This window comes from Paenarthrobacter sp. NPDC090517 (assembly GCF_044769165.1).
GTDB lineage: Bacteria > Actinomycetota > Actinomycetes > Actinomycetales > Micrococcaceae > Arthrobacter.
On sequence record NZ_JBIVXN010000004.1, the window covers coordinates 246,868 to 259,864 of the forward strand.

Below are 12,997 nucleotides of genomic sequence, written 5' to 3' on the forward strand. Positions count from 1 at the left end.
CTTCCCCCACAAGCCACCCGTTCGAACCCGCTAAGCCAACCGCCGCGACCACCGTTGTGAGCGTGAGGATCGCAATCGTCGCCGAATCATTCCTGCCACTGATGAATGGGGTAACCCACTCGATACTGCGGGTGCTTGAGCATCTGCAGGAGCGCGGGGATGAGGTGATGGTGATCGCGCCGTCGACGTCGGACACTGATGTTTCGAGCGTCGAGAAGGGTGCGTATGTGCACCGGCTTCCTTCGGTGCCGCTGGCCGGTTACACGAATGTGCGGGTTGCGTTGGGTGGTGTGAATCGGGTCAAGCGAATCCTTGCCGATTTCTCCCCCGACGTCGTGCACCTCGCTTCGCCTTTCGTCCTCGGCTGGCGTGCCGTGCAGGCCGCCCATCAGCTCGGCATCCCGACTGTCGCGATCTACCAAACCGAAGTTCCCAGCTACGCCGCCCGGTACGGTGTGCCGTTCCTGGAGAACTGGGCCTGGAACCGCGTGGACAACATCCACCTCCTGGCCACCCGAACCCTGGTGCCGTCCACGTTCGCGTTGAATCAGTTGCGCGGACGCGGCATCCTGCGCGTGGACATGTGGCGCCGCGGTGTGGATACCGCGCGTTTCAACCCCGCTAAGCGGTCGACGGCGTGGCGCAGCTCAGTGGCGCCCGATGGTCACCGCGTCATCGGCTACGTCGGCCGGCTCGCCGTCGAGAAGCAGGTTGAGGATCTGGCCGTACTGGCGGATTTGCCGAACACGAAACTGGTCATCGTTGGTGATGGCCCGCAACGGGAAGCACTCCAAGCGGCGCTACCGAACGCTCACTTCGCCGGCTTCCTCGGCGGGGATGCACTAGCTCAAGCTGTCGCCGGCTTCGACCTCTTCGTCCATCCCGGCGAGTTCGAGACCTTCTGCCAAACCATCCAGGAAGCCATGGCATCAGGTGTTCCCGTGGTCGCGACCGGCCGCGGAGGCCCCTTGGACCTCGTGGAGAACTCACGCACGGGCTGGTTGTATGAGCCCGGCAACCTTGCCCAGCTGCGCGGCTACGTGCAGGACCTGATCGGCGACGACGCCAAGCGCCGCGCGTTCGCAACGTCGGCCACCGCTTCAGTCCAGGGTCGGACGTGGCCCGTCCTCAGCGCGGACCTGGTTCGCCATTACAACGAAGTCATCTCCGGAGTGCCCAGCGGAAATAACGGGCCCAGCGAATTCACCTCAAGCAAAGGACCCACCTCATGAAGATCTCCGTGATCGGCTGCGGCTACCTCGGCGCAGTCCACGCAGCGACGCTCGCTTCGATGGGCCACACCGTGGTGGGTATCGACGTCGATTCCTCCAAGGTTGAGCAGCTCAACAAGGCGCTGGCGCCCTTCCACGAGCCAGGAATGGATGAGCTCCTCAAGGACGGTCGCACCACCGGCCGGCTCGTGTTCACCACGGACTTCGCGGCTGCCGCAGATGCCCAAGTCCACTTCCTCTGCGTCGGTACGCCACAGTCCAAAACCTCGGACACAGCCGACCTCTCCTACCTGATGGGCGCCACGAAGAGCCTCCTGCCGCACCTGGCCAAGGGGGCCGCCGTCGTGGGTAAATCAACGGTGCCGGTAGGCACGGTGGAAACGCTCCGCGCGATCCTGGCCCGACGCTCGGACGTGCTGCTCGGCTGGAACCCTGAGTTCCTGCGTCAGGGCACGGCCGTCAAGGATTCGCTGGTGCCTGACCGCCTGGTTTACGGCGTTCCCGGCGGCAAGGGTGCCGCAGCGGGTACGCCGATCACAGCCGTTTTGGATGCGGTGTACGAGCCGCTGATCAGCGCCGGTATCCCGCGGCTCGTCTGCAATTTCTCGACGGCGGAACTCATCAAGTCGGCGTCGAACGCGTTCCTGGCCACGAAGGTCAGCTTCATCAACGCGATGGCTGAGCTGTGCGACGCGTCGGGCGCCGACGTAAGCGAGCTCAGCGAAGCGATGGGCTTGGATCCGCGCATCGGCAACAGGTACCTGCACGCCGGGCTCGGTTTCGGCGGCGGCTGCCTGCCCAAGGACATCCGGTCGTTCCGTGCCCAGGCGCGCGAACTTTCGGTGCCGTCCGTGGATGAGTGGATGGCCCTGGTTGATTCGGTGAACCTGGACCAGCGTTCCCGCGCTGTGGAGGTCGCCCGCGAGATGTGCCGCGGCTTCCTGTCCGGCCGCACGGTGACAATCCTTGGTGCCGCGTTCAAGCCCGACACCGACGACATCCGCGACTCCCCCGCCCTGGACGTCGCCCAACAGCTCGCGGCCGCTGGCGCACACGTGACCGTCACCGATCCCAAAGCCATCAACAACGCTTGGATCCGCTACCCAGAAATCCGCTTCGAAGCCTCCACCAAACGCGCCCTCGAAGGCGCCGAACTGGTGCTGCTGCTCACCGAATGGAACGAATACGTGTCGCTCTCGCCCGTTGTTGCGGGAGCACTCGTACGACGCCGGATGGTGCTGGACGCTCGCAACGTCCTGGACCCTGAGGCTTGGCGGAGTGCGGGCTGGACGGTCCGCGGGTTGGGGACCGGCGCTTCGGTTGTGCTTGCTGATGGAGGCCAGGCGAAGCCCGCCGACCGGAAGAAGCACGCAGCGCACTAAGTCATAGACAACTCCGCCTCCCTTTGCTGTTCGGCACGGTGTTATGGTCACTGGACGCGCCATCGCATCGGCGCATCTACAAGGGGGCAATATATTGAAAAAGCGTTCTATTCGCATGACCAAAAACTGGCATTTGCTAGGCAACTCTTCGTGGTCGCAAGGGCGAAAAGCAGTGGGGCTGGTTGCCGTGACGTCGCTGCTGGTTGGGGCCACAGCGTGCGCTCCGGGAGCGCCGACAAGCGCCAGCTCTGTAAACAGTACGAAGGCAACTCCTTCCGCAACTCCTTCTCCAACACCCAGCAAGGTCGCTGGCACGGTCTGCACAACTGAGAAGGCGACTCAGACTTCCGCGGGTGAGACGTTTGTTTGCGCCATCGACCAGGCTGGCAAAATAACGTGGTTGGACTCTGCGAGCGCGAAGAAGTTGTCCGATCAGCGAACTGCGGAAGCGGCGGCAAAGGCAGCTGCTGAGAAGGCTGCAGCCGACAAGGCGGCTGCAGATAAAGCCGCGGCGGATAAAGCCGCTGCAGATAAGGCTGCGGCTGACAAGACCGCGGCCGACAAGGCTGCCGCCGATGCCGCAGCAGCCATTCAAGCTGCGGCTGATAAGGCGGCCGCCGATAAGGCAGCAGCAGACGCTGCTGCAGCGCAAATCCAGCCGAAAGTAGTTCCGGCTCCCCCTCCTGCCCAGAGCGGATGCGACCCCAACTACTCCGGATGCGTACCCATCGCATCGGACGTTGACTGCGCGGGTGGCAGCGGCAACGGCCCGGCTTACGTGCGAGGGCCAGTGACGGTAACGGGATCCGACATTTACGGTTTGGACAACGACAAAGATGGGATCGGCTGCGAGAAGTAGCCGTCAGTTGGAGCGGCCGCAGACTCAGACGCTGCGGCCGTCCCAGCGGGTCTGGACGTCGAGCAAGAACTTGACGCCGGCGTCGGATAGTCCCAGCTCATCGGAACCCCATTTTGTCGAGCCCCGAAGCCTCAGACAGAGCAAGCTCTGATGGACATCGATCCTCAAGCCACGTGCCCAGTCCAGTGGAATATCGGCACCCGTCGCGGTTCGCAGACCGTGTTCGTGGAGCGCAAGCTGAACCACATCGTCCACTATTTTGCGGGGCGGATGGCTTGCCGATAAGTCCCAGTGCACCCTCAGCTGAGTCGCGATCTTCACGCCCTCGTGCCCGGGTGATGCCAATCGGTCAGCGATGTAGTGCCAGAGCATCGCGGGCCTGTTTATGAGCTTCCTGGCTGCCGGTGTCAGGAGCAGCCTGTCCTTGCTCTTGCGAAGGAGTTTCCATTCTTGGAGCCGTTCGCGCACGATGCGGACAGGTGCGGCGTGACTTTCAGTGGAGACGTTCGTGTTCCAAGGTTCGATCCACCCGAGTTCTGTCATTGCTCGCTTAACCACGATCGGTTTGAGATAGCCCGCCGATGTCAGCGGCAACCCATCTGGGTCCGCCTGGTTAAGGAACCAAAGGGCAGGCCCCAAGACGAACACTACCTCCTCTTCGGTGACGTCCCCCGGCCACAGCCGACGAGCCAACAGTCGCAGTTGATCGTTCACGACAGTAATCTCGAAAGCAGCCGGATCGAACTTGGACACACTCTCCTGAGTCACGAACTCGAGCCAATCCACGGCTTCCCGGTGCTCAGGATGCTTAGGGTTGGACACAACGGCAACCACGTTGGCATACCCACCCACTCCCCCGGAATCCTCTATCGGCCCCCGCATCGCTCCGCCAAGGCAAGCGATGGTGTTCTCGTTGAGCACGGCAGGTCCAACAACTTCGATCTCGTGGGTCCAGTTGTCCCCGAAGTCGTAGTCGTACTCAAGGTCCGACAACCCTGGCGAGTGTGGGTCAAAAAGCTCAGCTAGCCGAACGTCAACCGCGAGCTCAGTACCATCTGGACCGTCGCCGTCGTCGACTCCCATGATGATGCGTTTCTTGCCCCCGCGGTCATGGCCGGCAACGGCGTAGAGATGAGCGTCCTTCCACCCGAATGCCGTCTGGATGGCACCGTGCAGCTCAGCGACTGTGGCGGTTTCGGGGAGGACGAGTTGCCGCCAGATGAGCGGTTCAGTCTCACTGATAGAAATGCGCAACTCAACGGCCGGAACGGTGGTGGGTGACTCCATTCCCGCCATTCTGCCAGTGCGAATGGAAGGTTTCGCGTCATATGTCCTTGGTTCGGACTACTACCCCTAAGGACGGGGGTTGAACCTACAACGACAAGGACTTACTAGTGATCACGCACTTCTACCCAGCAGCGCTTCGCATCATCACCTGCGTCATAGCTGTTTGCTCGGCGGTGTCAGCCACCTTGCTCGGAACTGCGCCCCCTCCGGAAGGCCTGGAAATCCTTGATCCTTCAGATATGCGGACCACGGCTGTCGTTTTCACGATGGCTCTGGGTGTTGTGGCGCCCGTAGCGATGTTGATTGCCGAACCACTGACCTGTCTGCTCCTGAAAGCCGGACTCTTCGCTGCATCCGGCTTTGGCAATGCCATGATGCTCAGCCCGCTGGTGGTGGTGCCGTTCCAGGAAGCGTCTACTGCCCTGGCTGTTGTCTGCTCGGTAGCCCTGACTATTGCGAGCATCGTCACCTACATGGAGTCCGTGGAACGCAGGAACGCTCGACGGCGGGCCAACACCTAGACGCTGCCGCTCAGCACCTATTTTTGGTGAATTTTCCCCCAAATACCCGCCTCCCGACCACCTAGTTTGGGGTTTCGAACACCTAGAGACCATGTTCCGGCCATAGTCTCCTTTTGTGCCTCCCGGGGCGGGATTCCCGGTGTCCGGCGGGTTACCCCACCCGCTCCACGCGAAGGAGGCACTGCGGCACGGCTCCACCCGACTACCCCCAGGTGGGGCCGTGCCCAGCCGGCATATCAGCCAGCGCGGCGATCAAAGCGCAAACGCACCAGACGATACACGATGCCCACCGCGAACATGAGCACACCCAAACCGGCTGACAAGGGCGGCAAGGTGGCAACAAGAACCACGCATGCAACAGCACCAGCCACCTGAAGGAACTTCGGGTAGCGGCGGTCTTCCCGCGGCTGAGTGTAGGCGGCGATGTTGGCAACCAAGTAGTAGAGCAGCACTCCAAATGACGAGAAGCCGATTGCCCCGCGAAGATCAGCAACTGCGATAATCAGGCAGATCACTACAGCCAACGTGACTTCGGCACGATGCGGGACCTTATAGCGCGGATGCACAGCGGAGAGCCAGTGCGGAAGATCGTGTTCGCGGGCCATGGCCAGGCTCGTCCGGCCAAGCCCTGCGACGAGTGCCAACAACGCACCCAGAGACGCAACGGCTGCACCGACGCGAAGCACGGGCGAAGCCCAAGCCAAGGTGCCTGCACCAACCGCGTCGGCCAAGGGGGTCGCCGTAGCAGCCACGCCGTCGGGGCCGAGAGCCGCCAGCAAAGTAATGGCTATAACGGCGTAGATGACGATGGTGATCCCCAAGGCAATGCTGATCGCGCGGGGTATGGTGCGCTTGGGCTCACGCACTTCCTCACCCATCGTCGCGATTCTTGCGTACCCGGCGAAAGCAAAGAACAGCAGCCCCGCTGATTGCAGAATGCCGTACCAGCCGTGGGCCAGCAGCCCCTCCCCCATAAAACTGCCAAAGTCGGGACCGGAGCCACCCCAAAACGCTGCGACAGAAATAGTCAGGGCAGCAAGTACAGCGACCACCAGCACGCGCGTCAGCCCGGCGGTGCGGGTCACTCCGTGATAATTCACAGCGGTCAGAATTACGACGGCGGCAATCGCCACCGGTCGCTCCCAACCCTGCGGTGCGGCATAGGCCGCGAAGGTCATCGCCATCGCAGCGGCACTCGCCGTTTTGCCGATGACGAATCCCCATCCTGCCAGGAACCCGGCCCAAGGGCCGAGCCGTTCCCGACCGTAGATGTAGGTACCGCCGGACGTTGGATAGGCCGCAGCCAGTTGGGCCGACGAGGTCGCGTTGCAGAAGGCGACGAAGGCAGCCACTACCAACCCGATCAGCAGCCCCGATCCCGCGGCAGCAGCGGCTGGGGTGAACGCTGCGAACACACCGGCACCTATCATCGACCCCAAACCGATCAGCGATGCGTCGAATGTGCCTAGTCGGCGAGCCAAAGCCGGAGAGTTGCTCACGGATACCCTTCACACTGAGGAACCGGCTCAGCGGGGAGCGACAGAGACCGGTGATTGGAGGTGAATCCAGCCTATCCCGGGTCAGCGCGGCGGAAGTGAATTCCCCACCAGCATGAAAAGACTATTGCGGGATGTTGCACCGGTCTTCCGCAGTGCGTTGGAGATATGGTTTTCAACTGTCCTCGCGCTGATGCCGAGGTGTTCTGCAATTTCCACGTTGGTGCGGTGTCCGGCTAGTACAGCGACCTCGATCTCCCGTTCAGTCAGAGGCGTGGTCCTGAAGGAATTGAAGGAGAGCTGCTCGTTGGCCGACGGGAAACGGACGGCGAAGATGGAGGAAGCCTGCGCCATAGCGTCAGCTGCGGCTGCATTACCATCAATCACGTGGCGCTTGAGGGCTCCTCGGAGCAGCATCCCCACCTGGTAGGTGTCGATGTCGGGTTCATAGTGCTTGAGGAGCAGCCCCAGCAGCTTATGGTCACCTTCAACCACCGCGGTGGCAATGGCAATGAGCTGGTCATGGACCGTGACGCCGCTCTCCCGCAGGATTTTCTGCAGCAGATCCAAAACGGGCCGGCCCGGGCAAAGGCATGTACAAAGAAGCGCAGTCATCATGGCTTCAAGGACGTAGCCGCTCTTCAGCTGCCGCCTGATGAGTTTGGCGGCTTTGCGGTCGAACACTGAAGGTTGGGCGTTGTTATGAGCGATGAGCTCGTAAGCTCCCTTGCCGATGCCGGGTAACGGACCGACGTCCGGCACCTCAGTCCGCGCCTGTGCGGCTATGGAAAGCGTCGGCACTATGGCAGTTGTCGCGTGCCTGAGCCCAGCCAACCTGAGCATGGCGTCGTAGAGCGAGTCGACAACGAAGCCCGGCCGCCCCATTGCAAAGACGCTGCTCATGAGGTACTCGGCCTCTTCAAAGTGGCCTCGGTAGAGCAGCCCGTGTGCGGCCACGTAGCTGCTGGTGACCACGCCGAATTGGTCCAGATTCTTGCGCGCTTCTGCCCGCCAATCCAAGGCGAATACCAACGACTCCTCTACGCGTCCAGCGGCAAAGAGGGCGAAGCCGTGTATGAACGGCCGAAGATGGGAAAAAGCATCATCGTCGCCTGCACCGTCAACGGCTTCCAACGCTGCGCCTGGCTTGAAGCGGTACAGCTCAAGCAAACCATGGACCAACATCCCCATTCCCGGTCCTTGGCCCCCGGAAACGCCTGGCTCGTCAGCGGGATCAGCTGGAACCCTGCCATGAGAAGCACTGATGAACAGAATGGCATTCTCCACTTCAGCTACCAGCTGCGGATTGTCCCCGGCGAACTTTTGGAGGATGTCGACGGCGGCACCTGGCCCGCCGCGCGTGTGGATCGCAAGCAGGGCCTCTGTGATGGCGACAAACAGGCGGTCCCTGGGATCGGCGTCGAAGTCTGTCGTTTCGGCGCAGACAAGACTGGCACGCGCCACATTAACGGGAGCACCCCAATAGATGCGGAGGAGGGCTGCGGCGTTGGCCGCTGACTTGTTGGCTTGCCAGCGTTCGAAGCGGATGTGTTCGCGATCCGCGTTGTGGTCGTGGAAGTGCCGGGAAGTTATGGCGTCGTCGTCGCCCTTCTCCAGACGAAGAGATGAAAGCACACGGGAGAGGCAGTCCGCCGTTGTGTGCTTTTCCGGGGCGGTCTGTGGGGCACCTTCAAGGACGCCAGCGATCTTGCTGCGGAGCAGTTTCCGGTCCCGGAGCTTCTTGTTCCCTCGGAAGTAGTCAGCGATGACGGGCGGACTGATGGCCGCTATTGAGCCATTGTGGTGGTCCGCCAGGACGGACAGGAATCCCCTGCGCTCCAAGCCTTCCAAGGCATCTGGCTGAATGACTTTGTGGAGAACATCAACGCGTGCCGTACCCAGAATCGCCATGATGTGCAGCGCCGTGAACTCTTCAGCATTCAGTTCAGCCAGGAGCGCCTCAAGTGTGCCGCGAAGGTGTTCGTTCCATAGGGTGTCGGCCGTCATGCACCATTGCTTGTTCTTCATGACCAGGAGGTTGCTCAGCGAGGCGGTCTCAGCGATCCGTACGATGAGCCGAGGGTTTCCGGCCGACTTGGTGAGGATGCGAGCCGTTGTGTCTGCGTCCGCCGGGGCACCGAGAACCTGCGCGATGAGGAGGTGGACCTGCTCGTAGTGGAGTGGATCCAACTGCAGGTGCGCCTCCCTGCCGTTGTTGAGGACGGCCAGCTGCCCCCTGGAGAAAGCCCATATTTCCGGGGCCGTGGCCACCATAGGGCAATCGGATCTCCGTCTAACAGCCTCCAAGACTGCCAGGGATTCGCTATCCACGAGGTGGAGATCGTCAACTACCAGCAGGTGTTTGCCGGCCTTGGCCAGCTGGCTCGAGAACACATCAGCGATATCGAAGACTCCGCTGCGGCCGGGCCTCATTTCCAGTCCAAGGCCCTTGATGGCCGAGTACGGGATGGTGCGGTGTGTACGGAGTCCACTGATGAAGTGCACGGAAACGCCGGTCTTCTCCAGGTTGCTCATGACGTTGCGTACCACCGACGTCTTACCGCTACCCGGGGCGCCAACAACCCGTACGCCGATGCCGCGGGCAACAAAGTCGAGGATCCGCTGAACCTCTGAATCGAACACGCGACCTAGCCTTCTGTTTTTGTGGATGCCCGTCATGAGGCTCACTTCGCAGGCTAGATCTTGAAAACGGGACTAGGTGGCAAAACGGCCTTGCACAGACCTTTATCGGTCCGTCTAGGTGGTGATTCGGGCAAAACTAGGTGCTGGCGCGATGCGTCTAGGTGGTGGGGCTGTTCGAAGATCGGGCGATCCATGAGGATGCTCCTTCAGCTCTGCGGGTGGACTACGTTCCACGTTACGGAGAGCTGGACGTGAATTACATGGGTGTAATTCACTATGTGGATATGTGTTCTATAACTCAAACAAACACTAGGAGTTATGTTCTATCAGAGGGCAGACAAAAAAGCGGGGCCGGTCAGTGACCGGCCCCGCTTTTTGAGTTATCCGAAGACTAGATAGCCTGGATGTTTACTGCCTGGGGACCCTTGGGGCCCTGCTCGACGTCGAAGGAAACCTTCTGGTTCTCTTCGAGGGAGCGGTAGCCCGAGGAGTTGATCGCAGAGTAGTGAGCGAAAACGTCCTGGCTGCCATCTTCAGGAGAGATGAAGCCGAAGCCCTTTTCGGAGTTGAACCATTTCACGGTACCTGTAGCCATTTTTTCAGTCCTTACTGAAGGTGGAGATTGTCCCGACTTTCGGGTCTCCGGGTGTGGGGTGTTCTCCACCGTTACTTCAGAAGGTCACGATCCGGAAGGATCGTGGGGACTGCCTGAACTACCAAATGCCAAACACAACAACACCGTCAAGTCTACATACATCTGAGCAGATAGCTAGTGCTGGGAAATATTTATCCAACGGATGGCCGGACTGCCCGGGAAATGTATCAATGTCCTGGCCCATCTCGGGCTGCCAACCTCTGTCATTCTGCGGCTCCAGCTAAGGCTGAAAGCCACTCCCCAAGCCGGTGTCATGCCGAAGTCGCAACTGTCGATGCCATGGATTTCGTATTGCTATTCCCGCGGCGCGGCTGCAGGATCAAGCAAAGCGACCGCTCGCAAAGCTTTGTAGGAGGACAACCACATGCAGATGCCCAAGCCCTCTGACGCCGATAAGGAACGCTTCCGCTCGGTGCTGCCCGATCATCCGGATGTCATCGTCAAGCCGATGTTCGGCAATCTTGGCGCTTTCGTGAATGGCAACATGTTTGCCGGACTATTCGGCCCCACCATCGGCGTCCGCCTTTCCGAGGCTGACAAAGCTGAGCTCGAGGCGGATCAGCAAACTCAACCGTTCGGCCCGGAAGAACGTCCTATGGGCGGATACACAGGTCTTCCCGAAGCCTGGAACGATGACGCTGAGAAGGCCGAGCCCTGGGTGGCCAAGGCCTTTGACCATGTGGCCTCGTTACCCCCGAAAGCGCCAAAGTCGCGTCCGCCCAAGAAGTAACCACTGTCCGCTCGGCAAGCATTGCAGGACCCTCGCAAAACCCGCCGTTTCGTGCTGAGATCAAGCCATGGCCTCGATGAACGGACTAACAGCGCTCGTAACCGGCGCTACGGGTGGTCTTGCCAAGGCCATCGCCACTGCACTGGCCCGCGAAGGTGCCACCGTCGTCGTGGTCGGACGGACAAAAGCACGGGCAGAAGAGGCTATGCGCGACATTCGGGCCGCAGTCCCTGACGCAATCCTCGAGCCGCTTGCCTGCGATCTCTCAAGCCAGGCGTCAATCCGCTCGGCGACTGAAGAGTTCCTTTCCCGCCACGATGAGCTTCACGTACTCGTTAACGGGGCCGGCGTCTTCCGCAAGGAACGCCACGTGACAGCGGATGGCCTCGAGCTCACGTTTGCTACCAACGTGATGGGCTACTTCCTTCTCACGAATCTTCTCGCGGATGCACTCAAGCGTGGCGCGAGCAGAGATGCGGGGCAGCCGTCGCGAATCGTAAACATCGCCTCCAAGTATTCGGGCGGCCCATCGGTGACCAAGATTGATTTCGACGACCTGCAAACCGCGAAAGGCAACTACAGCTACCTGCGCTCAACGCCGCCAACAATGCTGGGCCGGGTTCTGTTGACGCAAGAGTTCGCGGAGCGCCTTCGCGGATCAAATGTGATGGTCAACGCGGCGCACCCGGGCCTGGTCAAGCACACCGGTCTTCTGCAAGATGTTGGCGGACCGTTCCGTTGGATGACGAACACCTTCGGCAAGACGGCAGAGAAAGCAGCTGACACGGCCGTTTGGTTGGCCACCTCGCCAGACACTGCGGCGGTCTCCGGCAAGCTTTGGGCGAAACGCAAGGAACTTCCGACGCCGGGCATGGGCTCCGATCCAGCGGCGCGGAAACGGCTGTGGGAAGAGTGCATGCGGCTGTCGAAAATTATGTGATCGGACAGCCAAAACCCCACGCCAACTGACCTCCCGCACCAGATCCGCACCTCCCGAAACGGACTGCCCGTTCCGGAAGGCCTGGATTAGATCGCTACTTGCTACGGCAGGACTCAGGCGCCGTTGAACATGTAGAGAGCCTGGACGCGTCCGTCGTCGTTAATAAGAAGGAAGTCACGACCAGTGGCGACCGTCTGCCCAGAGGGAGTCTCCACTGACCATTCGAGCTGCAAAGTGTTGTGGTTAGGGGTCACGTCACCGGACGTGAAAGAAAGTCCGTTCCCTTGGATATTCTCCGTATTTACGCGCTTGATGTTGCTCTCAATCGCTTCGATTCCACGGAATTGTACGTGCGCGGGAGCCGCATAGTGGACGGCGTTCTCCGTAAAGACCTGGCTGGCCAGCTCGTGGCGGCGATCATCATCGGTGGTCATCCAGAGTTCGAAGTACGCTGCGGCTAGATCTTCGGATTTCATGTTGATCCTTCTCTCTTCCCGGGCTCATTTGCGGAGGACATGGTCCTTGAGTGCGAATAAGCCACGAGAGCCAACTATCTGTTGACAATGTCAACAGGCTAACCAATGCGTGTTGACAGTGTCAACTTCTCAAGGATTAGCCGCAATTCCCGTAGGTAAGATGGTTGACCATGGACTCTTTGCCCAGCGAGACTCGATCGAAACTGTTGGCGGCCGCGAGTGATTTACTGACTCAGGGTGGCCCCGATGCAGTGACTTTGCGGGCCGTGGGCTCACAAGCGGACTTGTCCCGCACGGCCGCGTATCGACATTTCAAAGATAAAGACGATCTCCTAAGCGCTGTTGCAGCAGAGAATCTTGATTATCTGGGCGAACAGATGCGTTTAGGAGCTGCGTCTGGTGTAGGCGATCGCACCCCGCTTTTGGGCGCCCTTCTCGGTTATACAGAAGGCGCAATGGCGCGTCCCGCCCATTACCGCCTTGTATTCGGCGACTTCCAAATTGGTAATCCGAGTCGCGATCTTGAAAACGCCGCGACCGCCTGCACGGACTACTTGTACACGCTGGTTTCGAAGGGACAGCTGGAAGGCTATGTAGTTTCGGGCGATGTCCGCGAGATCACAGGGCTCGTGTGGGCGACCGTACATGGCTTAGTTGATCTGACCCTTGCCGGGCATCTCCGCGAGCCGAGAACTGTGGATGGAGCAACGAAGATGCCACGTCTGGTCGAGCTTGCCTTACTGGCTTTGACGCCGTCGCAAAGTCAATGAGAATCG

12 protein-coding genes are annotated in these 12,997 nt (G+C 60.6%); 7 read left to right on the forward strand and 5 right to left on the reverse strand.

The genetic code is table 11. The features are described 5' to 3' along the window. The first annotated feature begins 62 nt into the window (after positions 1 to 62). The 3 genes from ACIQTW_RS14690 (at position 63) to ACIQTW_RS14700 (ending at position 3,473) form a co-directional block, all read left to right on the forward strand. Complete coding sequence (locus tag ACIQTW_RS14690) at positions 63 to 1,232, forward strand: glycosyltransferase family 4 protein (RefSeq protein WP_402938077.1); 1,170 nt, start codon at positions 63 to 65, stop codon at positions 1,230 to 1,232. Further along, entirely contained in the window at positions 1,229 to 2,614 is a 1,386-nt protein-coding gene (locus tag ACIQTW_RS14695; protein ID WP_402938080.1) for a UDP-glucose dehydrogenase family protein, read from the forward strand. Before ACIQTW_RS14690 ends, ACIQTW_RS14695 begins: the two co-directional genes overlap by 4 nt. Positions 2,615 to 3,014: 400 nt before the next feature. Beyond that, the gene (locus tag ACIQTW_RS14700) at positions 3,015 to 3,473 is read left to right on the forward strand and encodes a hypothetical protein (protein WP_402938082.1); all 459 of its coding nucleotides are present in this window, start codon (positions 3,015 to 3,017) and stop codon (positions 3,471 to 3,473) included. Between the two features lie 24 nt (positions 3,474 to 3,497). Here ACIQTW_RS14700 and ACIQTW_RS14705 read toward each other — a convergent pair whose 3' ends face one another. Then, positions 3,498 to 4,760, reverse strand: coding sequence for a plasmid pRiA4b ORF-3 family protein (locus ACIQTW_RS14705; RefSeq protein WP_402938085.1), 1,263 nt, complete (start codon positions 4,758 to 4,760; stop codon positions 3,498 to 3,500). A gap of 107 nt (positions 4,761 to 4,867) precedes the next feature. Here ACIQTW_RS14705 and ACIQTW_RS14710 point away from each other — a divergent pair, with 107 nt between their 5' ends. Further along, positions 4,868 to 5,281 (forward strand): hypothetical protein, encoded by a 414-nt coding sequence (locus tag ACIQTW_RS14710; protein ID WP_402938087.1) that lies wholly within the window; start codon positions 4,868 to 4,870, stop codon positions 5,279 to 5,281. Between the two features lie 236 nt (positions 5,282 to 5,517). Here the strand turns inward: ACIQTW_RS14710 and ACIQTW_RS14715 are convergent, their stop codons facing one another. The 3 genes from ACIQTW_RS14715 to ACIQTW_RS14725 form a co-directional block, all read right to left on the reverse strand. Continuing rightward, positions 5,518 to 6,780 carry an APC family permease gene (locus ACIQTW_RS14715; protein ID WP_402938090.1) on the reverse strand — a complete coding sequence of 421 codons (1,263 nt, stop codon included), beginning with the start codon at positions 6,778 to 6,780 and terminating at the stop codon, positions 5,518 to 5,520. An 81-nt stretch (positions 6,781 to 6,861) separates the two neighbouring features. Further along, a complete protein-coding gene (locus tag ACIQTW_RS14720; protein ID WP_402938093.1) occupies positions 6,862 to 9,420 on the reverse strand; it encodes a LuxR C-terminal-related transcriptional regulator in 2,559 nt (852 codons plus the stop codon). Positions 9,421 to 9,811: 391 nt separating this feature from the next. Next, on the reverse strand, positions 9,812 to 10,015 hold the full coding sequence (locus tag ACIQTW_RS14725) for a cold-shock protein (protein WP_011773907.1): 204 nt from the start codon (positions 10,013 to 10,015) through the stop codon (positions 9,812 to 9,814). A 424-nt stretch (positions 10,016 to 10,439) separates the two neighbouring features. Between ACIQTW_RS14725 and ACIQTW_RS14730 the strand changes: the two genes are divergently transcribed. Together ACIQTW_RS14730 and ACIQTW_RS14735 are read left to right on the forward strand one after the other, a co-directional pair. After that, positions 10,440 to 10,805 carry a TfoX/Sxy family protein gene (locus ACIQTW_RS14730; protein ID WP_402938097.1) on the forward strand — a complete coding sequence of 122 codons (366 nt, stop codon included), beginning with the start codon at positions 10,440 to 10,442 and terminating at the stop codon, positions 10,803 to 10,805. Positions 10,806 to 10,872: 67 nt separating this feature from the next. Then, positions 10,873 to 11,745, forward strand: coding sequence for an SDR family NAD(P)-dependent oxidoreductase (locus ACIQTW_RS14735; RefSeq protein WP_402938100.1), 873 nt, complete (start codon positions 10,873 to 10,875; stop codon positions 11,743 to 11,745). A 113-nt stretch (positions 11,746 to 11,858) separates the two neighbouring features. Here ACIQTW_RS14735 and ACIQTW_RS14740 read toward each other — a convergent pair whose 3' ends face one another. Beyond that, positions 11,859 to 12,221 carry a hypothetical protein gene (locus ACIQTW_RS14740; protein WP_402938102.1) on the reverse strand — a complete coding sequence of 121 codons (363 nt, stop codon included), beginning with the start codon at positions 12,219 to 12,221 and terminating at the stop codon, positions 11,859 to 11,861. A 170-nt stretch (positions 12,222 to 12,391) separates the two neighbouring features. Here ACIQTW_RS14740 and ACIQTW_RS14745 point away from each other — a divergent pair, with 170 nt between their 5' ends. Beyond that, positions 12,392 to 12,991 (forward strand): TetR/AcrR family transcriptional regulator, encoded by a 600-nt coding sequence (locus ACIQTW_RS14745; protein ID WP_402938105.1) that lies wholly within the window; start codon positions 12,392 to 12,394, stop codon positions 12,989 to 12,991. Positions 12,992 to 12,997 lie beyond the last annotated feature (6 nt).

What these genes read in the sequence shown, in the direction of transcription:
- ACIQTW_RS14695 (WP_402938080.1), top strand. Translation starts at nt 1,229, where the DNA reads ATGAAGATCTCCGTGATCGGCTGCGGCTACCTCGGCGCAGTCCACGCA.
- ACIQTW_RS14705 (WP_402938085.1), bottom strand. Translation starts at nt 4,760, where the DNA reads ATGGAGTCACCCACCACCGTTCCGGCCGTTGAGTTGCGCATTTCTATC.
- ACIQTW_RS14725 (WP_011773907.1), bottom strand. Translation starts at nt 10,015, where the DNA reads ATGGCTACAGGTACCGTGAAATGGTTCAACTCCGAAAAGGGCTTCGGC.
- ACIQTW_RS14730 (WP_402938097.1), top strand. Translation starts at nt 10,440, where the DNA reads ATGCAGATGCCCAAGCCCTCTGACGCCGATAAGGAACGCTTCCGCTCG.
- ACIQTW_RS14735 (WP_402938100.1), top strand. Translation starts at nt 10,873, where the DNA reads ATGGCCTCGATGAACGGACTAACAGCGCTCGTAACCGGCGCTACGGGT.
- ACIQTW_RS14740 (WP_402938102.1), bottom strand. Translation starts at nt 12,221, where the DNA reads ATGAAATCCGAAGATCTAGCCGCAGCGTACTTCGAACTCTGGATGACC.
- ACIQTW_RS14745 (WP_402938105.1), top strand. Translation starts at nt 12,392, where the DNA reads ATGGACTCTTTGCCCAGCGAGACTCGATCGAAACTGTTGGCGGCCGCG.